Origin of the sequence: Yinghuangia sp. YIM S09857, assembly GCF_051388915.1 — a bacterium.
Taxonomy (GTDB): domain Bacteria; phylum Actinomycetota; class Actinomycetes; order Streptomycetales; family Streptomycetaceae; genus Yinghuangia.
Genome location: NZ_JBPKBH010000020.1, coordinates 36202 through 59194 on the forward strand (window position 1 = coordinate 36202; position 22993 = coordinate 59194).

The 22993-nt window shown below is 73.5% G+C and carries 11 protein-coding genes; 1 reads left to right on the top strand and 10 read right to left on the bottom strand.

Annotated elements, in window-relative coordinates:
• Window positions 1–86: 86 nt before the first annotated feature.
• Window positions 87–2021 (bottom strand): putative Ig domain-containing protein, encoded by a 1935-nt coding sequence (locus ACRX5S_RS31990; RefSeq protein WP_436776667.1) that lies wholly within the window; start codon window positions 2019–2021, stop codon window positions 87–89.
• A gap of 396 nt (window positions 2022–2417) precedes the next feature.
• On the opposite strand from ACRX5S_RS31990, the gene ACRX5S_RS31995 reads away from it, so the two are divergent.
• Window positions 2418–4115, top strand: coding sequence for a putative Ig domain-containing protein (locus ACRX5S_RS31995; RefSeq protein WP_436776668.1), 1698 nt, complete (start codon window positions 2418–2420; stop codon window positions 4113–4115).
• Between the two features lie 116 nt (window positions 4116–4231).
• Here ACRX5S_RS31995 and ACRX5S_RS32000 read toward each other — a convergent pair whose 3' ends face one another.
• From ACRX5S_RS32000 to ACRX5S_RS32040, 9 genes are all read right to left on the bottom strand, one after another.
• On the bottom strand, window positions 4232–4561 hold the full coding sequence (locus tag ACRX5S_RS32000; protein WP_436776669.1) for a transcriptional regulator: 330 nt from the start codon (window positions 4559–4561) through the stop codon (window positions 4232–4234).
• Entirely contained in the window at window positions 4558–5019 is a 462-nt protein-coding gene (locus ACRX5S_RS32005) for a hypothetical protein (RefSeq protein WP_436776670.1), read from the bottom strand. Before ACRX5S_RS32005 ends, ACRX5S_RS32000 begins: the two co-directional genes overlap by 4 nt.
• An 81-nt stretch (window positions 5020–5100) precedes the next feature.
• Window positions 5101–6156: a hypothetical protein gene (locus ACRX5S_RS32010; RefSeq protein WP_436776671.1), complete on the bottom strand. Its 1056-nt coding sequence runs from the start codon at window positions 6154–6156 to the stop codon at window positions 5101–5103.
• Between the two features lie 65 nt (window positions 6157–6221).
• A complete protein-coding gene (locus ACRX5S_RS32015; protein ID WP_436776672.1) occupies window positions 6222–8117 on the bottom strand; it encodes a methyltransferase domain-containing protein in 1896 nt (631 codons plus the stop codon).
• Window positions 8114–9280: a glycosyltransferase gene (locus ACRX5S_RS32020; RefSeq protein ID WP_436776673.1), complete on the bottom strand. Its 1167-nt coding sequence runs from the start codon at window positions 9278–9280 to the stop codon at window positions 8114–8116. The genes ACRX5S_RS32015 and ACRX5S_RS32020 overlap by 4 nt, the downstream gene beginning before the upstream one ends.
• Complete coding sequence (locus ACRX5S_RS32025; protein ID WP_436776674.1) at window positions 9277–10188, bottom strand: alpha/beta fold hydrolase; 912 nt, start codon at window positions 10186–10188, stop codon at window positions 9277–9279. The genes ACRX5S_RS32020 and ACRX5S_RS32025 overlap by 4 nt, the downstream gene beginning before the upstream one ends.
• Window positions 10189–10191: 3 nt before the next feature.
• Window positions 10192–10545 (bottom strand): phosphopantetheine-binding protein, encoded by a 354-nt coding sequence (locus ACRX5S_RS32030; RefSeq protein WP_436776675.1) that lies wholly within the window; start codon window positions 10543–10545, stop codon window positions 10192–10194.
• Window positions 10542–15215 carry a beta-ketoacyl synthase N-terminal-like domain-containing protein gene (locus ACRX5S_RS32035; protein WP_436776676.1) on the bottom strand — a complete coding sequence of 1558 codons (4674 nt, stop codon included), beginning with the start codon at window positions 15213–15215 and terminating at the stop codon, window positions 10542–10544. The genes ACRX5S_RS32030 and ACRX5S_RS32035 overlap by 4 nt, the downstream gene beginning before the upstream one ends.
• 169 nt (window positions 15216–15384) lie before the next feature.
• Window positions 15385–22611: an SDR family NAD(P)-dependent oxidoreductase gene (locus ACRX5S_RS32040; protein ID WP_436776677.1), complete on the bottom strand. Its 7227-nt coding sequence runs from the start codon at window positions 22609–22611 to the stop codon at window positions 15385–15387.
• Between the last annotated feature and the right edge of the window lie 382 nt (window positions 22612–22993).

Genomic DNA, 22993 nt, shown 5'->3' on the forward strand with positions numbered 1-22993 from the left:
GGGACCGTGGCACGGCCCCGCGCACCGGCCGGCGGCGTCGGGTGGGTCGAGTCAGGGGAGTTGCGCGGTCAGAGCCCCACAAGCGCTCAGAACCACGCCACCGTCCACCCGAACGACGTGCTGCCAGTTGCGCCCGCTGCGTCCTTCGCGGTGGCCTTCACCGTGAACGAGCCGACGCCCCAAGCACTTCCGCTGATCTGACAGGTCCACGGATTGAGCCACAGACCGGACGGCAGCCCCGAGGTCGAGCAGGTGTAGGGCGCCGTGCCGCCGCTCACCTGGAGCTTGAGGTCCACCTTCTGGTTGAACTTCGACGTCTGGTCGCCCGGATCGGCGACCTGGACGCCGGTCTGCGCCGGCGTGACCGTCCACGTGAACGAAGCACTGGTGCTGCCCGCCGAGTTGGCCGCGGTCACGGTGACGTTCGAGCTGCCCGCGGTGGACGGCGTGCCGGTCACCAGGCAGCCCGCGCTGATCGACAGTCCGGCGGGCAGGCCGGTCGCCGTACAGGTGGGCGCGGGCGTGCCGGTCCGCTGCACCTGGAGGCTGACGGCCGTGCCGACCTGGGTCGACTGGTTGCCGGGGCTCGTCACGGTGGGCGCGGTTCCGCCGCCCGTGGTGACCGACCACGTGAACGTCTCGCTGTCACTGCCCTGGCTGTTCGTCGCGGTGACCGTCGCGCTGCTGTCACCGGGAATGGTCGGCGTCCCGGTGATCCGGCACGACGGGCTGATCGACAGCCCGGTCGGCAGCCCCGTCGCGGTGCACGTCGGCGCCGGGTTGCCGGACGCCTGGACCTGCACGTCGACCGGCTGGCCCTGCGAACTGCTCTGCGGCCCCGGGTTGGTGACGGTAGGCGCCACCGGACCGCTGGAGACGGTCCATGGGAAGGACACCGCCGCCGAGCCGACGTTCTGCGCGTCCTTCGCGGTGACCGACACATTCGACGTGCCCGCGGCCGTCGGCGTGCCCTGCACGGTGCAGCCGTTGCCGGGATTGCTCAGCCCGGGCGGCAGCCCGGTGAACGTGCACGTGTACGGCGCGGTCCCGCCGGAGACTTGCAGCGGCAGGCTCACCGACTGCCCGACGGACGACGCCTGCGGTCCGGGGTTGGCCACGACCGGCGGATCGGTGGGCGTGGTCTCCCAAACCTCGGTGATGGCAGGGACGTTGGTCGACTGCCCCGACGTCCGCAGCCCGTACATGTCCTGGAGGGTGCGGAGCATGTTGTAGTGGTTGTAGTTGGTGCCGTACGTGCCCTGCTTCACATGGGCGCCGTAGAAGACCGTGGCGATCTGGTTCTGCGAGCGGAACGCGTCCTCGTCCCACGTCACGATCAGCAGACTGTTGTTGTTCTTCGCCCATTCGGCATAGCCGCCGAGGTTGTTCTTCGTCCAGGTGTCACCGGTGGTCCGGCACCCGAGGTCGTGCATGTCGTTGCACAGGTCCGGGATCACGAAGGACACGGTGGGCAGTTGACTGTAGTCGCTGGGGAAGTCGGACATCTTCTTGGCCGTGCCGACGGGCACGTTGCTGAACGCGAACCAGGGATTGTGCTTGCGCGCGTACTTGTCCACCTTGCACGTCGCCGGATTGCCGTCCCAGTCCTCGTTGTAGCTGCCGAACGTCTTGCCCTTGTCGAGGAGTTGGCGTCCGAGGTTGTCGGCCGTGTACGGCGACCCGGGCTCCGGGCACTGGTCGAGCGTCGCGCCCTGCGTGGCTCCGGAGAACATCGCGAAGTAGTTGCCCTGGCTGGGGTGCACCTCGCCGTGGAAGTTCGTGAACGACGCCCCGCCGCCGATGAGCGTGTTGATGTACGGGATCTCGCGCGTGTTGCCCACGACATCCTCGTAGTTGGTGTTCTCGTGGACGACGATCACCACGTGGTCGAACTGCGGGATGGTGGCTGCCGAGGCCGGTGCGGCCGTCAGCGCCACGATGCCTGCCGTGGCCGCCGCGGCGGTTCCGGCCAGGACGGCCGTCACCTTCGCGTACCACGACCGGCGCGCTCGTCTGAGCACGGTTGCCTCCTTGATGATGACCTTCCGGGCGACCCGGTCGGGTCGCCCGTGACATCGCTTGGCACTGCGAACGGGCATGGGGACATTGCTCGTGCGCGCCGGACGGAGGCTGCGCCGGGGCATGGCGGAGGGATGGCCAGGCCACCGCGGGCATGGTCGTGCGGACCGCGTGCCGGGTCAACGACGGGAATTCGCGGACCGCCGGAGCCCTCCCGAACCCGGCGCTCTGACCAGGAGTTTCGCCCACGGCCGGAGGGCACCCCGACCGAGACGACATGCACCGATGCCGAAACGGTCACACCCGGTTCCGCCTTCCGGAACCCATGAGGCGCCGTCATGGGTCGATGCGGGACCGGCATTGGACCGGGAGGAGCGCGGGCTCATTCCCTTGGAGCCATGGCACAACACACCGGGCACCGCAGACGCACCGGCCGAACGGCCGGGCGCAGCTTCACCGTTCTGGTCGTCGCCGCCCTCACGGGCGCGACCTTCGGGGCGGCGCCGGCGCATGCCGCCGACCCGCCCGCCACCGTGTGCACCATCGGGGACGCCCGCATCGACGAGTCCAGCGGACTTGCGATGAGCCTCAAGCACCCGGGCGTCATGTACACCCACGGTGACAGCGGCAACTCCACGGAGGTCTTCGCCCTCGACGCGGCAACCTGCGCGGTCCGCGCCGTCTTCACCGTCGCCGGAACCACCAACTCCGACTGGGAGGCGATGAGCGTCGGGAAGGACGACCAGGGCCGTCCGGCCGTGTTCGTGGGCGACATCGGCGACAACCTCTCGGCCCGCTCCGATCTGAGGATCCACCGGTTCGCCGAACCCGACACGCTCACCAACCAGACCGTGACGCCCACGACGTTCGCGGTCTCGTACGCCGACGGCAGGCACGACGCCGAGACGCTCATGATCGACCCGCGCGACAACCGGCTCTACATCGCCACGAAGATCCTGTTCGGCACCGGGGCCAGCGGCGTCTACCAGGGTCCGGCGACGCTCAGCGCGTCCGGCACGAACACCTTCACCCGGGTCGGCGACGCGCCGCTCACCGGCACGGACGGCGGCTTCGCGCCGAACGGCAGGTCCTTCACCATCCGCGACTACGGCAACGCGTACGTGTTCACCGCCCCCGGCGTGCAGATCGCCCAGTTCGCGCTGCCCAGCGTGTCGCAGGGCGAGTCGCTGACGTACACACCCGACGGCATGGCCCTTCTGGTCGGCACCGAGGGCGCCAACAGCCCTGTGTGGAAGGTGCCGTTGCCACCCGAGGCCATCCCCGGTGACGGCGGTGGCGGCGACCGGGCGCCCGTCATCACCCCGCCCGGCAACCAGGTGACCTCGGTCGGCGCGAACGTCGAACTCCAGATCCAGGTGGCCGGTTCGCCCGCCCCGACCTGTACCGCGAGCGGACTCCCGGACGGCCTGTCCGTCAGCCCGTCGTGCCTGGTGGCCGGCACGCCGACCTCGCAGGGCACCCGCAACGTGGTGCTCACCGCGAGCAATTCGGTCGGCACCGCACAGCGCGCGTTCGTGTGGACCGTGACCCCGGGCGGAGGGGGGACCACGCCACCCGCGATCACCGTGCCCCCGGTGACCGGCCTTGAGGTCGGCAAGCCGGTGAACGTCCCGTTCACCGTGACCGGCAACCCCGCGCCGACCTGTTCGGCGACCGGCCTCCCGGCGGGGCTGACGTTCTCGCCCGCCTGCGTGCTGTCCGGTACGCCGGCCGCCGCCGGTACGTCCGACGCGGTCTTCACGGCCACCAACGGCGTCGGCACGGCGTCGGTGCCCGTCACCCTCACGGTGGCCCCGGCACCGGGCGGCGAGGTCGTCGTCACGGACCCGGGCGACAAGACGTCGAAGTTCAACCAGAAGGCCGACTTCCGGATCCAGGCGACCCCTTCGACACCGGGGGCGAGCCTGACCTACTCGGCGACCGGGCTGCCGTTCGGTGTCTCGGTCGACGCGAGTACGGGTGCGGTGACCGGATCGGTCTGGGGCGTCGGCACCTTCCAGGTGACGGTCACGGCCCGGGACAGCGCGGGCAAGACCGGGACCACCGCGTTCAGTTGGATGGTGACGTGGTTCTGACGGCCGGATGAGCAGAGTGGGGCCGGGCGGCAGGGGTCTGCCTGCCGCCCGTCCCTGCGCTCACCCGGCCGGTCGAGGACGCCGTCGCGGGCGGGCTCGCCCGACCCCGCCCGCCGTCAGTCGGCGGACGGCTCCGCAGCCTGCGGCGCGGCAGCCGCCGCGTCCGCCAGGATGGCCTGGAGCGCCGCGATATGGCCGTCGAAGGACTCGCGTCCCAACGAGGTGAGCCGGGCGTACAGCTTGCGGCGGCTGCCGCTCAGGCGGCGCTCGGTGTTGAGGTAGCCGGCCGCCTCCAGCGCGGCGAGCTGCTTGGAGAGCGCCGAGTCGGACAGTTGCAGGCGGTCCTTCAGGTACGCGAACTCGGCCCAGTCGGCCGCGGCCAGCGTGGCCATCAGCGTCAGGCGCGTGCTGGGGTGGATCAGTTCGTCGAAGCGCGCCTCCGTCATGCCCGGGCCCACCGTCGCAGTACGCGCAGGATCTCCGGCCCGCCGAATCCGACGACGGCGGCGACCAGCACCGCGGCCCAGATCGACGCGTGCTCGGTCCCGTCGGCGTCGAGCACGAGCGCGGCCAGGACGGTGACCGCGACGAGGGCGACCAGCATGCCGACCACCACGAGCGGGACGCGCGGACCGGCGACGGCACGGCTGACCCGTAGCCCGCCGGTGCCGTGGCGTCCGCCGAGGAGCCGCGACGCCGCGATGGCGTGTGCGCTGCCGACGACGACCGTCGCCATCCCGGCCAGCCACCGCGGGCCGACCGAGCCCAGGACGCCCAGCAGCACCCAGGCGGCGGCCATGACCCACCAGTAGGCGCGGGGGAGGCCGACTTCGTCGGCGACCCGGCGCCGGGCCCGGTCGGCGTCGTCGAGGGCGCTTGCTGCCTGTTCCGGTGTTATGTCCACGGCAGGTCCTCACTTTCCCGTTAGGAAAGTGAGCGTCTCACTTTCCCGATAGGAAAGTCAAGGACGGCGGCGGACCGGCGCTCATGTCACCGTCCCGGCCGGTCTCCCGCCCGCCGCGGTCAGGAACCGCGGGGTCAGGCGGCCCCGCTCGCGGAACGTGCTCACCGCGGCCGCCCGCACCCCGGACAGCAGGGACGCCGGGACGAACGCCGCCACCGCCGCGCTGCCGACCCCGCCCGCGAGGCGCGCGCCGACCGCGCCGGCGAGTTTGACCGCGTCCACGGTCGCGTCGGCCGCCGCCCACCCGGTGCCGTACCCGGGCACACGCGACAGGTGAGAGGCCGTCAGCAGGCTGAGCGCCCGCGGGAGTTCGCGGTCCCGTAGGTACGCCTCCATGCGCTGCGCGCGCTCCGTCTCGTCCCGCGCGCCGCGCAACGACTCGACGACGGAGGCCATTCCGGTCTGCGGCACGGCCCGGTCGCGCGGGATCACCAGCATCACCCGCAGCCCCGCGGCGGCGAGGTCGAGGGGCAGTTCTCCGGTCGGACCGACCGGTCCCACGATCAGCGCGCGGTTGTCCCGGCCGTACAGCACCGCGGACCGCAGGGCCTCGGCGTCGGCGGTGTCGTCCGGGGCGCCGACGACGTTGCGCAGCAGCGCGTCGAGCGCCGCGACGGGCAGTTGCGGGCCGTGGAAGGACGTCCACGCGAGGGCCGCCGCGCAGGTCAGCGGGGCCGACGGCGCGAGGCCCGCCGCCTCCGGGAGGTCCGCGTGCAGGATCAGGTCGAGCCCCGCGTCCGGCGGCGCGATGCCCGCCAGAGCGTGCACGGCCTCGACCAGGGGAGCCGCCCAGGGCGGCACCTGACGGTCGCCGGAGCGCCGCGCCTCGACCTCCACCGCGTCGCCGGGCCGGTTGAGTGAACCGGCGCGCAGCCTCCCGTCCGTGCGCGGCGCGGCGGCCACCACCACCTGCCACCCCACCGCCGCGACGATGCCGCCGCGGCCCGGCACCCCGGCGAGCCGCAGCGCGTACGGGGCGGTCCACACCCCCGCGGGTGCGTATCCGAAGACCTGGGCGAAGGTGTACGGGACGACCCGCAGGACCGGTTCCGCATCCCGCTGATCCATCAGTTGCATCGGGACGTTCCTTCCGAGGGGACGAGGGATTCTCCGAGTCGGGACCGCGCCGCGCGCCGACGCACTCAGCCCGGGTCCTTGCGGGCCAGCAGGCGGTACGCGTCACTCCCGCCCGCACGTCCGAACTTCCGCGCGACGAGGGACGTCAACGCGTCCAGCACCCCGGCCGCCATGTAGACCGGGACGAACACGGCGACGCCGAACACGCGTCGGATCCGGCGCGGCAGCGTCGGGCGGGCCGGGATCCACGGCTGCCGCGGATTCGGCGCGACGGCGGTCACGGTGTGGCTGACCGCCGCGACGAACATGCCGCCCTGGTGCGCCGGCCCGCGCTCGACCTCGACCACCGTGAAGCCGCGTGCCGCCAGCGCCTCGGTCAATCGAACCAGCGGCACGAGGTGTTGGTGCTGCGGCTGGAACCACGGGTGCCAGCGCCGCCGCAGCAGCCGCGCGTACCAGCACTCCGGGTCGGGGATCTCGACCAGCAGGTGGCCGCCGGGCTGCACGACCTTTGCGGCGGCGTCGAGTTCGGCGAACACGTCGCGCGCGTGCTCCAGGTAGTGGTTCATGCTCACCACGTCGTACGCGCCCGCGAGCGCATCGGCGTGGTCGGGGAACTGCCCGACGTACGCGTGCTCGATCCACCCGCGCCGGGCCGCCTCCTCGACGCCGCCGCCCAGATCGAGGCCGTCGAAGACGGTGTCCGGCAGCTCGGACTTGGCGACCAGGCACATGTGCGCGTGCCCGGTTCCGACGTCCAGCCAGCGGCCCGGGGCGGCATGCCTCCGCACCAGTCGGGCCCGTCCCAGGTACTGCCGGGACATGGTCGCGAACATCGCCGCGGCGCCGCGCGCCGCGAGACCGTCGTAGAAGTCCCGGTAGTAGTAGTCGAGTCCGTCGGGCGACAGCCGCGGGTTCTGGAAGACCACCCGGCAGCCGCGGCATTGTTCGAGGGTGAAGCGCCCCGGCTTCCCCTGGAGGCGGTCCTTCGTGCGGACGCGTACCGCAAGGCGGTTCGAGCCGCACCACGGGCAGGTGTCGCGGCGCTCCTCGAAGAAGCGGCCGGTGCCGTCCGCGACGTCCGCCGCGTAGCGGGCGCGCATCGCGGCCAGTTCCTCCGGCGTCGGCTCGGCCGGGGCGGCGGGGCCGGTCACACCCCGCACCCACCGGTACACGGCCAGTGCGGGGCGGGCCGGGACGTCGCGATGGACGCCCCGCGGCCGCGCCGGAGTACGGCCGACGAGCACCGCGTACGGCTGCACCCACCACGCGGCGAGCGCCAGCAGCCCCCAGAAGGGCGTCGCGTACGTCGCCCCGGCGAACGCACCCGCCTGGCCCAGGAGTGTCGTGAACGCGATGGCCGGCGGTGCCCCGAACGCCCGCATGCGGGCCTTCGCGGCACGCGGATCCGGCGCCCCCGCGGTCATCCCCGGCGCCACGACGTGGCCCATCTCCCGCGGTGCAAACTGCTTCAACAGGGCTGTCGTGTCAATGAGTTCGGTCGACTCAAGGCCGTCTTCAGGGGTGATCAACGCGCGTTCCAGGACACTCCGGTGGACGAGCAGGGCGTGGTACGCACCCCGCCCGGTCGCCACCGGATCGTCGCGGAACCGCGCCGGGTCGACGTCGCCCAGCAGGTCGAGCAGCGGTTCGACGGGCAGGTGCGCCGGGACGAGGTCGAGCACGAGAAGGCCCTCGCGGCGCGCGTACGCGGCGGCCGCCGCGGTGAGTTCCCGGCCGGGGCGCACCCCGGCGGCGGTGAGCCACCGGTACTCGTCCGCCGCCGACGCGTCGTCAACTTCGGTTGTGGTGAGGCTCGGTGAAGGCTTCTGCTGCGAATTCGCCTCCGCCGCCAGGCTCGGCAGCGCACGCAGCCGCCGCCGGGCGCGGAGCGTACCGAGCACCACGACGGCAAGCAGGATCAGCGCCAGCCACGGGAACGGGTCGAAACCGGTGTTCACGGCAGGGCCTCCAGTTCCTCCAAGGCGTCGGCCGCCGCACTCGCGCCGCCTGCCCGGGAGAAGGAATCGCGCACGCGCAAGGCGCCCGCGCGGTAGTCGGGCTTGTCCAGCACGTCGCTGATCGCCTTGCGGATCTCCGGGACGTGCGCGCGCCCGAAGCGCACGCGCACGCCCGCCCCGGCCGCCACCACCTGCTGGGCAACCAGCGGTTGGTCGTCGCGGATCGGCGCGACGACCAGCGGCAGGCCGAACGCCAGTGCCTCGCACACCGTGTTGTGGCCGCCGTGCGTCACCACCGCGTCCAGGTGCGGGAGCAGGTCGAGCTGCGGGACGAACTCCCGGGCCAGCACGTGCCCGTCGTACGTGCCCAGCAGGCCGCCCGGCACCGACATGACGACCTGCACACGGTCCGCCAGCGAGCGCGTCGCCTCCGCGACGGCCGGGTAGAACCGCGTCCCGGCCTCCCTGTTGAGGGTTCCCAGGGAGACCAGGACGCGGCGGCGGTCGGCGGCGAGCCGCTCCCAGGGGAAGGAGACAGGAGCGGGTCGCGCGCCGAACGCCGGTCCGACGTAGCGGTGGTGGGGCGGCAACGCGTCGTCCGCGCCGGCCAGCACCGGGGTCGAGAACACGAGCACCAGGTGTCCGGAGAAGCGCGGGTCCCAGCCGTCGTCCAGCCCCGCGTCCGCGGCCACCGCCCGCACACGTTCGCCGACCCAGGAGTGCACCTTCGGGAACCCCTCGAAGGGACGCGTGAATTCGACCGAGGTCGTCGCCGAGGTCGCCCACGGGAGCCCGTGCAGCTCGGCGGCGATCGCCCCCGCGAACGCCTGCTGGTCGCTGACCACCACGTGCGGTCGTACCGCCCGGATCGCGTCGTCGACGCCGGGGCGCATCTGTTCGGCGAGTGGGACGAGGACCTCTTCGACCAGGAACCGCAGGGCGTTCACCCCGCGGTGGTCGCTCCACCGGCCGTGCAGGTGCGCGTAACCCCCTTCCGGCGCTCCGCCGGTCGGGTGCAGGACGGCGTCCGGCGGCAGCATCCGCCGTACCTCCGGGGGTCCGCACCAGGCCACTTGATGGCCGCGGCCGGAGAGTTCCGCGGCGACCGCGACGGTCGGGTTCACGTGCCCGGCGAACGGCGGCACGACGAACAGGCATCTCATGCCGTGTCCTCGCCCGACGCCTTCGGGCCCGGCCCGCCGAAGCCGCCGGGATCGCGGAGGGCCCCGGCTCGGGCCGGGGCGGGCGAGTGCGTCTCCAGCCAGCGCAGCACCGAGGCGAGCAACTCCTTTGGCGCGTCCCGCAACAGCGCGTGCGCGGCCCCGGGGAAGACCTCCACGGTGCAGTTCGGCAGCCGGGACGCCAGCACCGGCCCGGACGCCACGAGGTCGGACGCGGAGCCGAACAGCGCGAGCGTCGGGCACCGCACCTGCGCCAACTCGCCCGGGGTCAGCAGCCGAACGGTCGAGATGTCCTCGATCAACGTGGTTCGATTCAGCAGCGAGTCCGCACCCGCCCGCATCCGCGCGGCCTTGCGCGCGCCGCGAGAGGCGAGATCGCCGTCGAGCGGATTGCACTCCAGTCCCAGAGCGATGAGGTTGAGCGTGTTCGCGACGTCCTCGACCCAGCCGCCCGCATAGCCCTCGGCGCCGGGCAGGTGCCCGCTGTGCGCGGGATCCAGGCACTGGCCCTCGACCAGCACCAGGCTCTGCACCAACTCCGGATGCAGGTATGCCGCGTGCAGCGCGATCAGACCGCCGTAGCTGTTGCCGAGCAGGTGCACTGGGCCGGTGACGCCGCACGCCTTCAGCACCGCCGCGAGGTCGTCCACGGCCGTGTCGACGTCGTAGCCGCTCGGTGAGCCGTCGGACAGGCCGTGGCCGCGCTGGTCGTACAGCAGGACGTCGAACCCGGCGCGGGCGATGGGCGGCGCGAGCGTGTAGTAGAGGCTGGACAGGTTGTCGAGGACGAGTCCGTGCAGCAGCACCACGGTCGGGGGGTCGGTGGCCGACCGACCGCCGCGCAGGTGCTGGACGTGGAAGCGCAGGCCGTTCGCCTGGACGTCGGCCACGCCTCACACCTCCCCGGAGATGCGGTCCGGTTCGTTGCCGAGGCAGGCGGCGATGTGGTCGACGAGGGTGCCGACGGTCATCGTCAGGATCTCGTCCATCTCCAACTCCGAGAGAAACGCCATGAAGTCGACGCGCGTGCCGTACCGCTGCTCCAACTTCTCGGCGAGCGCCACGAATTCGATGCTCTCGACGGCCAGGTCCTCGTTGAACGCGCTGTCGCGGCCGATCGAGGTCGCGACGAGGATCTCGTCGCCCACGACCTCGACCAGAAGGCCGACCACGTCGGCGAGGATGGCGTCGGCGCGGGCGCTGCTTCCGGCGGTCTCGGCACGGGATTCGGCGGTTTGCGTGGTCACGGCGACTCCACTGGGCTTGAGGGGACGGGGTTGTGCGGGACGGTCCAGGCGACGACGTGGCGATCGCCGTCGTCGGCGACGATCCGGGTGCGGACCGTGTGCAGCGTGTCATCGGGGCCTGCGACGAACAGACGGTCCTCGGTGACGCGTACGACGCGTGCGTCCGCCGGGCGGCCGGCGAGTCCGGTGCCGGACGCCTTCCCGGCGGCCTCCTTGGCGCACCAGAACCGCACCAGCCACGTATTCCGGGCGCCGGGGTCGTCCGCGGCGATCCGGTCGAGCAGGTCGCGCTCGGTCGGGGCGAGCGCGACCCGCTCCAGGGACTCGGGGTGTTCGGACAGCGACTCGATGTCGATGCCGACCGGGACCCGGTCCGCCAGGGCGACCGCGAGGCGGTGCTTGTGCGCGATCGATACGTGCAGGGCATGATGCCTCGACCGGAACTCCTCACCTACCGGCAGGCGTTCGACGAGCGGACGTCCGTCGCCGTCGTTCCGCACGCGGATCTCGGCGGGGTAGATGGGGCCTTCGCCTCGTGCCCACAGGTGGCCGCGCACGGCATCCTTCGCGGCGATGCGGCCCAGCAGCCACCCCGACCGGGTGCGCGGCCGCCTGGTCGCGAACTCCTCGCGCTCGTCCGCCCCGAGGTAGCGGCGCATCACCAACTCCTGGGAGGCGGCGTCCGGCCAGCGCGTGCGGACCAGGCACCAGCCCTCGGGCTGCGGTTCGCCGACACCGGTGGTGTGCGGGGTGAACTTCATCGGCCACACGCGTTCGTCGGCGGCGAAGCGGCGGTACGTCCATCCCAGCAATTGCGCGCGTACCAACCCGTCGCCGGGGTCGCGGAGTTCGACGTCGCCGAGCACGGTCGTGGCGGTCACCCGCCGGATCCGCGCGGTCGCGAGAAGGCGGTCGCCGGTGCGTGGCGGCGGCCCGTACAGCCGCACCTCTTCGATTGAGACCGGAAAGACCAGTCGGTCGGTGGGCAGGCTCAACTGCATCCAGTGGCCGAAGAGTTGACCGGCGGCATCGAGCAGCGCGCCCGGCGCGGGGAGGCTGCGCAGCACCCCGCGGATGCCGTCCTCGGCGACCGCGGTGACCTCGTCGACACCGGCGAACCCCGGGCCGTGGAACATCCAGCGGTCGGAGTAGAGGGCCGCGGCCCGGACGGGCGCGGGACGCTCACCGGTCAGCGGTGTCCGGTCGGGGGCGATCGGCTCCGGAGGGGATGCGGCGAGGCGGACGACCGTGGAGGTGAATCCGGCGATCTCCACCCGGACGCGGTCACCGTCCAGTCGCGTCGCGGTCACCTCGGCGTTCGTCGCGGGCGCGACGGGCAGCCAGCGCAGCGCCCGGACGTCCTGGTACCCGGCGACCACGCGGCCCGGCACCAGTGTGCGGGCCGCCTCGCCGGTGAGTTCCAGCAGCGTGGTCATCGGTACGACCGGGAAGCGGTCGGAGTCCTCGGGCCAGGCGTCGTGCTGCTCGTAGATGCAGTGGTCGGCGACGTAGGGGAGGCTGCGCAGCGAGAACTCACGGAGTTGGGTGCGTCGTTGGGGACTTGCGGGGGCGGGGGCGGGGGCGGGGACAGGGGAGAGGGGCGGCGGCGGTTGCGATTGTGGCTTGTCGGGTGCGGCGGGCCGCCAGGCGTCCACCGTGCGGATGACGGCGTCGCCCGCCTCGTCGAGGGCCGCCGCGAAGGCGGCCAGGACGGGATCGTCGGACTGATCGTTCGTCAGCGGCCGTGACCCGCGAGGCGGTTGGATGACCGGCAGGTTCTCCGGGGCGAGCCGGACGATCGGCGAACCGAGGTCGAGCTGTACGGTCGGGCCCGCCCGGCGTGGCGCGTGGGCTGCCGGGTTGACCGGTGCCGCGCGTCCCGGCCGCTCCTTCTCCGGTGTTCTGGTCGGGGCGCGAGCCGCGGAATCCGGTGCGGCGGCCACGTCGCGCCCCTCCACCCACAGCGCGGCCCGGACCCGCAGCAGTCCCGCGAACCCCGGATGCCGCGGGTCGTGCGCGGCCACCGTGAGAACGTCCGCGCCGCGCAGCGTGTCGTCCACGAATCCGCCGAGGCTGCCAGCCCCGACCTGGACGAAGGCACGGACCCCCGCGTCGTACAGGCTCTCGGCCAGCGCTCCGAACCGCACCGGCTCCAGGAGGTGCCGGACCGTCAGATCGCGTACCTCGGAGGCCTCGACGGGGTACGGGGCGACACTCGTCGCGGACCACACCGGCACGCGCGCCTCGCGGAGCGGCAGGCGTCCGAACGCGTCGCGCACCTGGCCGAGGTACGGTTCCCACATCGGCGTGTGGAACCCCGAGCGGAACGGCAGCTCTTGGCCCAGCACGCCGTCCGTGCGCAACCGGTCGAGCACCCGCCGCACGCCTTCCGCCGGACCGCAGACGACGCACTGATGCGGGCAGTTCTCGTGGGACACCACGACGCCCCCCACCGCCTCACAGGCCGTGCTCGCCCGGGCCGCTCCGCACGCGACGGCGGCGTAGACGAGGTCGGGCACCGTCAGTGCACCCGGCCGCAGCGAGTCCAGGAACACGTCGACGGCGGCCGTGGGGTACATCCCCGCGACGACCATGGCCGTCCACTCGCCGAGGCTGTGCCCGGCGACGACGTCCGGCTCCACGCCGAGCCGTTCGAGTGCCGCCGCCAGGAGGCGGCCGCTGCCCAGCGCGTCGAGCGCACGTCCGACGATCTCGTCGGTGTCGTGCTCGGCGAGGCGCGGGAGGCCGAACGCGTCGGCCACGTCGTGCAGCGGCGGCTGCGTCTCCGGCTCCAGGCCCGGGAACAGGAACGCCACCTTCCCCGGTTGCCCGAGCGCGTCGCCGCCGGGTCCGGACGTTCCGCCCAGCATCGGACGCGGCGTGAACCATACGTCGCTACGACCGCGCCACGGTTCGCCGCGTGCCACCACGCGCGACGCGAGTTCAAGGCGCCGGGGCGTCGGGTCGACCACCGCGAGTCGGCAGGGTCCGCTGCCGAGCGCAACACCCCCGGGGGAACCATCGCTTGCCTCGCCGGTCGACCCGGGCACCGGGCCCGCGGTGATCCGTGCGGTGAAGTCGTCCAACAGGGAGGTAAGTTCGCCGAGGTCCCCGGCGGCAAAGGTCACCAGGCGGGAATTGCCGGGAATGACGGGCGCACCCGGAACCGGAACCGGAGCCGCGGGCGGCTGCGGCGACGGCTTCAGTGCCGTGGTCGGGAGCGCCGCCGCCCGGGTGGCCGGCGGTTCCTCCACGATCACGTGTGTGTTGACGCCGCCGAAGCCGAACGCGTTCACCCCGGCCCGGCGCACCATACCCGACCGGGCGGGCCACGGCTCGGCCGCGTCGATCGTACGCATGCGCGTGCGCGCGAGACCGGGATGCGGGTCCTGCACATGCAGGGTGGGCGGCAGCGTCGCGTGGTGCACCGCGTACACGGCCTTCAGCAGTCCGGCCATGCCGCTCGCCTGCATCGCGTGGCCGATCATCGACTTGACCGAACCGAGGACCACACTCGGTCCGTCCTTGCCGAACACTCGTGCCAGGGTTTCCAGTTCGACTTCGTCACCGAGCGGCGTCCCCGTGCCGTGCGCCTCCAGCAGGCCGAGCGCGCCGGGCGATCCCGGGTCCAACCCCGCCATGCGCCAGGCCCGTTCCAGCGCCCGCACCTGGCCGTCCACGAGGGGACTCATGAGGCTCGCGGACCGGCCGTCACTGGCCACGCCGACGCCGCGCACCACCGCGTACACCCGGTCGCCGTCCCGCTCGGCATCCGCGAGGCGCTTGAGCACCACGGCGCCCGTGCCCTCCGAGATCAGCGTGCCGTCGGCCGACCGGTCGAACGGTCGGATCCGCATCGCCGGGCTCAGCGCCCGCAGTTGGGTGAAGACGCTCCACAACGTCGCGATGTGGCAGTGGTGCACGGAACCCGCGACGACGGCATCGCAGCGCCCCGACGCCAGTTCGGCCACGGCGTGGTCGACCGCCAGGAGCGAGGTGGCGCAGGCCGCGTCCACCGTGTAGGCGGGACCGCCCAGGTCGAGGCGGTTGGCGATGCGGGACGCCGTGAAGCTCGGCACCAGCCCGATGGACGACTCGGGGCGCTCCGGCCCCAACGCCGCCTGGAACGCCTCGCGGACGGCGCCGAGCCGGGCCTCGTCGAACTCGGGCGCCACCTGCCGCAGCACCGACACCAACTGGTGCGCGGTACGCACCCGTTGGTCCAGCCGCGCGGTGGCCACACCCATGTAGCCGCCGCGTCCGAACACCACGCCGATCCGCTCCCGGTCGGGCAGGCGTGCCTCGCCTCCGGCGTCCGCGACAGCCTCGGCGGTGGTGCGCAGCGCGAGGAGCTGGTCCGGCTCGGCACCGTCCACCGCGGAGGGCATGATGCCGAAGCGGGTGGGCTCGAAGGCCGCGTAGTCGTCCACGAATCCGCCGCGCCGGCAGTAGAACCGGTCGGCGTGCACCGGTCCGACGGCCGCGTCGGGGGCGAAGTACACGTCCGGGTCCCAGCGGTTCGGCGGGACGTCGGTGATGGCGTCCACGCCCTTCTCGATGTTGGCCCAGAATGCCGGGGCGTTCGGTGCCGCCGGGAATACCGCGCCGATGCCGACTATCGCCGCGTCGGTCGGCTTCGGACCGCCGTCGCGGTTGCGGCGATTGCTCATGCCGCACCCCGCGCCCGCCCGGCCCAAGTACGCCCGGCCTGCGCACGCCCGGCCCGCGTATGCCCGGCCCGTGTACGCCCGGCCTGCGCACGCCCGGCCCGCGTATGCCCGGCCCAGATAAGCCCGGCCCACGCGCCTCGGCGACGCCCGACGCCCGTACCGCGCGGCCTCATCGTCCGGCCTCCGAATCCTCGCTCGGGGTGGCCGAGGCCATGGCCACGTCCCCCGCGCCGGGGCGAGGCGGGCACAGGTAGACCGCCTGGGCGGCTCCGCCCGACGCGAGTTCGGCCAGCAACGCCGCGACCCCGGCGTCCGGGGCTATCAGCGGCATGCCCATGCGCTCGTAGTGGCGCTCCAGTTCGGCGGTCACCATGCCGCCGCCCTCGGCCGCCCACGGCCCCCAGTCGATGCTGACGACCCGGTCGGCGACCGCGTCGGTCCCGGCCGAGCGGTGCCACATGTGGGCGAGAGCGTCCAACGCGTCGTTGGCCGCCGCGTAGTCGGCCTGGCCACGGTTGCCGAAGACCCCCGCGACACTGCCGAACAGCACCACGAACTTGGGGCGTCCGCTCGCCGCGTGCGAGCGCAGCGCGTCCGCCAGGGCACGGGCGCCCACGACCTTGGTCGTGAAGACCCGGGCGAACGCCTCCTCGGTCTTGTCCTTCAGCAGCCGGTCGTCCAGGACGCCCGCGCCGTGCACGACACCGTCCAGGCGGCCGTGCCGGGCGTACACGTCATCCACCACCGCCCGCATGGCCACGGCATCCCGGACGTCCGCCGCGTGCACGCGCACCGAAGCGGCCACTCCGGCGAGGGAGTCCAGCGTCGCCCGTACCTCGCGCCGGGCCAGGACCCGCGCCGTCTCGGCCTCGATCTCGGCGGGCTTCCGCATCCCGGCCGCGATGAGCGCAGCCCGGAGCCCCGCCCGGTCGGCCGCCGCCGCGATCGCCGGGTCCTCGGGACCGGCGTCGGCGGTGCGGCCGACGAGTTCGACGTGGCAGCCGTACGAGGCCGCGAGCCCGGCCGCCACGCGGGCGGTGATGCCGCGCGCACCGCCGGTCAGCAGGAGCACGGAGTCGCGTGTCAGGCCGGGGAGGACGGCGTTGCCGTCGGTGAGCGGGGCGGGCCGGACGTCGAGGGCGCGCCGAACCGAGCCGCGGGAACCGTCCTCGGTCTCCGCGGGCAGTCCGACGACCACCGGGCCCCCCGGCGTCGGGGACTCCGCCAGCATCGCCAGGAGTCGACCGGCGATCAGGTCGGGTTCGTCCTTCGCGTCCACGTCCACGACGCGGACCACCGCCTCGGGGTACTCCTGCGCGGCCGTACGGCCGAACCCGGCGAGGCCGATTCCGGCGCACGCCGCGTCCGAGGCGCCGCCCTCGCCTGCCGCCCGGCCGAACGTCCCGCCCCAGCCGGTGGCCAGCAGCACATGGCTCGCGCCGCCTTCGAGCGCGTCGCGCAGCAGCGCGAAGTCATCAAGAATGACCGGGACTTCGTCGGCACGCAGAGCCCCGAGGTGGACGAGCGCGTCCACCCCCGGACCGGGCAGCGGCTGGCCGGGCTCGGCGATGCGCACCGCCGCACCGAGGCGTTCCAGGCGGTCGGCGAGAGCGAGCGCGATGCCGTGTGCGTCGGCCAGGAGGACGACGGAACGTCCCGCGATCGCTTCGGCGATGCGGTCGGCGTCCGGGGGAGTCACGCTGTACTCGACGACCTCGACCACGTGCCGCACCGGGACGCCGTCGTCGCTGCCGTCTTCTGCGGCTCGTTCGGTCGGCATGCCGCCGAACGCCCGGTTCCGGGAGGCCCCGTCGGTGGTGGTACGCGGGTCCGCGAACCACCGGCTCGTGGTCGCCGGTGCGGACCGGGGAGGGGCATGGAAGTCCGGTGCCACAGATGGCTGTTCCAGCTCAACCAGGGCGGTGGACAGTACGGTGGACGCATCAGGCACGCGACCACCGGACGATCCCCCACTTGTCCCGCGCAGCTCGTCCGACCCGTCCGACCCGTTCGGCGCATCCGACCGCCCGGCTCCCGCGTGTTCGACCAGACCCTCGACGATCGCACTGATGGTCTTCACCCGCGCGAGCCGTTCGACCAGCGATTCGTCGAGCATGTCGAGCCGCACCGCCAACTCGCCGATGATCTCGGTGCGTTTGATCGAGTCGACGGAAAGGTCCGCCTCCAGGTCGAGGCCGGTGTCGAGCATGTCGCGCGGGTAGCCGGTCCGTGCGCCGATCACATCGAGTACGGCGTCCAACGCGCTTTCGGAGTCCAGGAGTTCCGCGGCCGCCGCAACCGCCGGGCCATCCGGCGAGGAGGCTGCGGGGGCGGCCCGCACGACGGTGGCTTCCTCAGGCCGCACAGCCTGACCGGTCACAGCCGTCGCCACCGGAGTCGGCAGCGCGCTCAAGGGCGGCTGCGGTGCCGCGCCCAGGAACCCCAGCAGGACGTCCCGCTGCGCGGCCACCAACTCCCGCGCCCCGGCGAGGTACTCCAGTACGGCGCTCTCGCGCGCGTCCCGGGCGGTGGCCCCGGTCGCGCCTCCGGCGGCCTGCACGACCACCGGAGGCGCGACCGGTTCCGCCGGGCGGAGCCCGCCCGCGACCGGATTCCCGTCCGCGGTGCGCACCAGGTGGCCGTCCACCCGCCACGCGGGCAGGGGTGCGGGGTGCGTGTCGGCGGCGGTGACCCGGCCGCGGGTCAGTTCGCCGAGCGCGACAGGCACTCCCGTGACGGCCAGTTCGGCGCACGCCGCGAGCAGTCGCCGCAGCCCGGACTCGCCCGGTACGTCGCAGGCGACCGCGGTGTGCGGGCGGTCCCCGAGGATCGCCCGAACCATTCCGGTCAGGGCCCGTCCCGGGCCCGCCTCGACGAAGGTACGCGTCCCAGCCGCGTACATCGCCTCGATCTGTTCCACGAACCGCACCGGCTCGGCGACCTGACGGGCCAGCAGGGCCCGTACCCCGTCCGGGTCCGCCGGGTAGGCGGCGGCCGTGCCGTTGGACCACACCGGGAAGGACGGTGCCGACACCGGCAACTCTGCCAGCATGCGGCCGAGTTCGGTGGACGCGCCGGCGACGACCGGGCTGTGGAAGGCACAGGCCACCGGCAGCCGGCGCACCTGGACCCCCTCGGCTTCCAGCGCGGCGACCGCCGCCTCAAGTGCCGGTGTCGGGCCGGAGATCACAGTTTGTGAAGGCGTGTTCATATTGGCCGCCACCACGCCGACCCGCGGTCCGGCGCCGTTGCCGCCGGGCGACAGGCTGTGGTTCAGGTTGAGCAGGGTCAGCACCGGCGCCAGCCGGTCCGCCGGCGCGTTGACGGCGGCCATCGCACCCGGATCGTCGCCCGCCGCCCCGAGGATCGCGTCGGCCCGCGCGGCGGAGAGCCTCAGCAGCGTCGCGCTGTCGAACGCCCCCGCCGCCCACAGCGCCGCCAACTCGCCGTAGCTGTGGCCGCCTGCGAGGTCGGGCCGGATCCCGAGCCGGTCCAGCAGCCGGGTCAGGGCCACCTCGGCCACCCCGAGCGCGGGCTGTGCGGTCCGCGTGTCGGTGATCCGCACGTGCGCCGCCTCGCGCGCCGCCGCCGTGAACGCGGCGGGCGGGAACATCGCCTCGACCGTCGCGGACGGGGCCTCGACGAGTACGTCCCGCAGCCCCGGGAACGCCACGAACAGGTCGGAGAGCATGCCCGGCCGCTGGCTGCCCTGCCCCGGGTAGAGGAACGCGACGCGACCCGGCTCGCGGTCGCCGCGGCGGCGGAACACCTCACCCGCCGGGTCGTCCGCGCCGTCGCGGGCCCGGCCCAGCTTCACCCGCAGGTCGTCCAGGTCCCCGGCGACCAGCGCGACCTGCACGGGCGTCCCGGCAGACCCGACCGCCTCCGCCGCCAGCGCGGCAAGTCCGCGCAGTGTCCGCGGAGCACGGTCGTCCAGCAGTACAGCGAAGGCGTCGATGGCGCGCTCCGCGGCCGCGCGGTCCTCGCCCGCGAAACAGAAGAGTTCGGCGGGCCAGTCGGTCATCACGGAACCGCCGAGCGGCCCCGCCCCGCACTGGCCCGCCGCGGCCGCGTGCCCAGCAAGCACAGCATGGAAGTTCGTGCCCCCGAAGCCGAACGCGCTGACCCCCGCGCGGCGTCGGGTCGGATCATCCTCGGCCCACGGCCGGGCCCGGCCGTCGAAGAAGAACGGGCTGGAACCCGCGTCCCACGCGGCGTTGGGCTCGCGCACGTGCAGGGTTGGCGGGCGTACGCCGTGGTGCAGGGCCAGCGCGGCCTTGATCAGTCCCGCGAGTCCCGCCGCGCACTTGGTGTGGCCTATCTGGGACTTGACCGATCCGAGAGCGCAACTGCCGGGCGACGCACCGTGCGCCGTGAACACCTCGGTCAGCGTCTCCAGTTCGGCGCGGTCGCCGACGACCGTGCCCGTCCCGTGCGCCTCGACGAGACCGATGTCGGCCGGTGAGACCCCGGCGCGTGCGTACGCCCGCTCCAGCGCCCGCCTCTGGCCCTCCGGCCGGGGCGCGGTCAGGCCCAGCGAACGCCCGTCGCTGGAGCCGCCGACGGCCTTGACCACCGCGTACACGCGGTCGCCGTCGCGCTCGGCGTCGGCCAGGCGCTTGAGCACGAGGCATGCGGCGCCCTCCCCGAGGGCGATGCCGTCGGCGGAGGCGTCGAAGGTCGCGCACCGGCCGGACGGCGAAAGGGCGTGCACCGACGAGAACATCAGGTAGTCGTTGATGCCGTTGTGGGTGTCGACCCCGCCGCACAGCACCACGTCGCTGCCGCCCTGCACGAGTTCCTTGCAGGCCAGGTCGAGGGCTGCGAGCGAGGCCGCACAGGCGGCGTCCACGGTGTAGTTGACCCCGCCGAGGTCGAGACGGTTGGCGATGCGGCCCGCGATGACGTTGGCCAGCACGCCGGGGAAGGAGTCCTCGGTGGGTCTGGGGAGTTGCGCGTCGAGGTCGGGCGGCAGGTCGCCGAAGTAGGCGGGGTAGAGCGAGCGGAAGCCGTACGCCCCGGCAAGGTCGGTCCCGGCCTCCGCCCCGAAGACCACCGAGGTGCGGCTGCGGTCGAACTCCCGGCTCCCACCGTAGCCCGCGTCGTCCAGCGCCCGCGACGCCACGTGCAGGGCGAGGAGTTGTGCGGGCTCGATGGCGGCCAGCGACGCGGGCGGGATGCCGTACGCCGGGGCGTCGAACGGGATCGCGGGGGCGAAGCCGCCCCACTTGGACGGGGTCCGCCCCAGCGGATCGCGGACCGCCTCGGGGTCGAAGTACTTGTCGTGGTCCCAGCGTTCGCGCGGGACTTCGGTCACGGCGTCGGCGCCGAGCAGCACGTTGCGCCAGAACGCGTCCAGGTCGGCGGCGCCCGGGAGGACGCACGCCATGCCGACGATGGCCACGTCCACGGGTTCGGCCTCGGGCACCGGTTCCTCCTCGACGATTCCGAGAGCGGCCGCGCACTCCGCAAGATGGCTGGTCGCGCCCTCGGTCACCTCGGTGTGCAGGGCGGCCACCGTGGTCGGGCCGGACCGCAACGCGGCGACCTGACCGAGCATGAACATCCCCTCGCGGCGCTGGGTTTCCGCATCGACGCGGACGAGCCCCCGGTCGCCCCGGACGACGCCCTTGCTGGCGATGCGCAGGCGGCCCAGGTTGAGTTCCTCCAACTCGGCCCACATCTCGCGGGCGGGCACGCCGCGTTCCTCCAGCGCGGCCCGTGCGTCCGCGAACGTGGTCACGAACGGAGTCCCCGCGCAGCGCGTCGCGTGGCCCGGCGCGGTTTGCAGCAGTTCGGTCGCTTCGCATGCGACGGCTGCGTCCTGGAAGCCGGGCAGGATGGCCCCGGCCGCCACCGCCTCCGCGGTGAACAGGTAGGCGGTGCCCATCAACACACCGATGCGCGCCCCGAGTTCGACCAGCGGTGCGGCCGCGGCGGCGGCCATCGCGGCGGACCGGGCGTCGTGGATGCCGCCCGCGAACAGCAGGTCCAGATCCGCCGCGCTCCCGTGTCGCCGGGCGTGCTCGAGCAACAGGTCCAACTGGCCCTCCCACAGCGGGAAGCTCGCCCGAGGCCCGACGTGGCCCCCGCACTCCAGGCCCTCGAAGACGAAGCGGCGGGCGCCCGCGCGCAGGAACTGGTCGAGCAGTCCGGGTGACGGGACGTGCAGGTACGTGCGGATCCCGGCGGCCTCCAGCGGCGCCGCCTGGTCGGGGCGTCCGCCCGCGATGAGGGCGAACGGCGGGCGCACCGCGGCGACCGCGGCCAACTGCTCCTCGCGCAGCTCGGCCGGGGCGAAGCCGAGCAGACCGACGCCCCAGCGCCGCCCGTCCAGACGTTCGGCGGTCTCCTCCAGGAGCGCACGGGTGGCGGCGCCGTCCATCAGCGCGAGCGCCAGGAACGGCAGTCCACCGCCCGCGGAGACTTCGGCGGCGAACGCCGCACGGTCGCTCACACGTGTCATCGGTCCTTGTACGACGGGCAGTTCGCCGCCCGGTCGGGGCAGCAGCGGTCGGTGCCGCACGGCGGCGGCGAGGGCGGCGGTGACGGCCGACCGGACGGCCCGTACGGTCCGTCCGGTCGTGCCGTACCGCTCGGCGAAACGTCGGGCCAGCGCTCCGTCCTGTCCCACGGGGAGCAACTGCCGATCGAGGCCGCGCGCCCCGAACGCCGACCCGACGCCGTCGAGCGCCGCCGCCGCGTCCGCAAGCCGACGCAGCGGCAGATCCGGCCGGGTGTACACCCGGTGTCCCTCCAGGACGGCGGTCTCCCCGCCGTCCATCGACCGCAGTGCCGCGGCCACCGGGTCCGGCAGGCACGGTGCGGACTCCGCGAGCAGGGCGAGTTGCGTGTCCAGCACGACCCCCGCCGCGCCGCCCGCGATCGCGGCGGCGGCGGTGTGCGGGCCGATGCCGCCCTTCGCCCAGACGGGCAGCCGCAGTTCGGGGTCCGCCAGCAGGTGCTGGAGGAGGACGAACGTGGTCAGGTCTCCGACCCGCCCGCCCGCCTCGTGGCCGACCGCGACGAGGCCGTGCGCGCCCTCGGCCGCCGCGGCCCGCGCCTCGGCCGGCGAAGTGACCTCGACGAGGACCCGACGGCCCGGTCCGGCGTCGGCCACCCGCCACGGGGCGCCGTGCGCGAGGACCACCACATCGGCGGGGTCCGGGAGTTCGGTCGGCGCCACCGGGCAGCCGACGGGCACCCGTACGCCGAACGAGCGGTCCGGGCGACGCGTCACCTCGGCGATGGCCGACAGCGCCCTCGCCCGGTCCCGTCCGAGGTCGACGACGCCGAGCGCGCCGGCCCGGTGGGCTGCGGCGGCGAGCGGTCCGTTCGGCTCCTCGAACGGTCCGATCGCGAGGACGAGGTTGCGACGCAGAGTCTCCGACGCCATGGGTGCGGCTCCTTCCCGGGCGTGCACGGCGGCCGTGCGCCGGGTTTCACGAATGGCTCGCGAGTCGGCGACGGCTCATGGGGAAAAACAGCGCTCAAACAAACACCGGGCACCCCGAGATAAACACGGTGTGCATGGTGCGGTGGCATTTCTGGATGGTGCGCGGATTAACCGGAATCGTTTTCGTCGGATCGGCACGAAGTATCGTGCGGGCGGCGTCCGGGGCTGTCAAGGGCGGTCCCGCGACCCCGTCCGCAACCACCCGCCGGACCGGGGCCGACCGCCCCGCGACCACCTCGGTCGGACCGGATACCCGAGTCCCACCAGGGCATTCGCACTAGAACACGTTCTGACCAGGGCAAACGCGAGGGCGACCATACGC

Excerpts from the sequence above, each read along its gene's own strand:
- ACRX5S_RS31995 (WP_436776668.1), top strand. The coding sequence starts at position 2,418 with ATGGCACAACACACCGGGCACCGCAGACGCACCGGCCGAACGGCCGGG.
- ACRX5S_RS32000 (WP_436776669.1), bottom strand. The coding sequence starts at position 4,561 with ATGACGGAGGCGCGCTTCGACGAACTGATCCACCCCAGCACGCGCCTG.
- ACRX5S_RS32010 (WP_436776671.1), bottom strand. The coding sequence starts at position 6,156 with ATGCAACTGATGGATCAGCGGGATGCGGAACCGGTCCTGCGGGTCGTC.
- ACRX5S_RS32020 (WP_436776673.1), bottom strand. The coding sequence starts at position 9,280 with ATGAGATGCCTGTTCGTCGTGCCGCCGTTCGCCGGGCACGTGAACCCG.
- ACRX5S_RS32035 (WP_436776676.1), bottom strand. The coding sequence starts at position 15,215 with ATGAGCAATCGCCGCAACCGCGACGGCGGTCCGAAGCCGACCGACGCG.
- ACRX5S_RS32040 (WP_436776677.1), bottom strand. The coding sequence starts at position 22,611 with ATGGCGTCGGAGACTCTGCGTCGCAACCTCGTCCTCGCGATCGGACCG.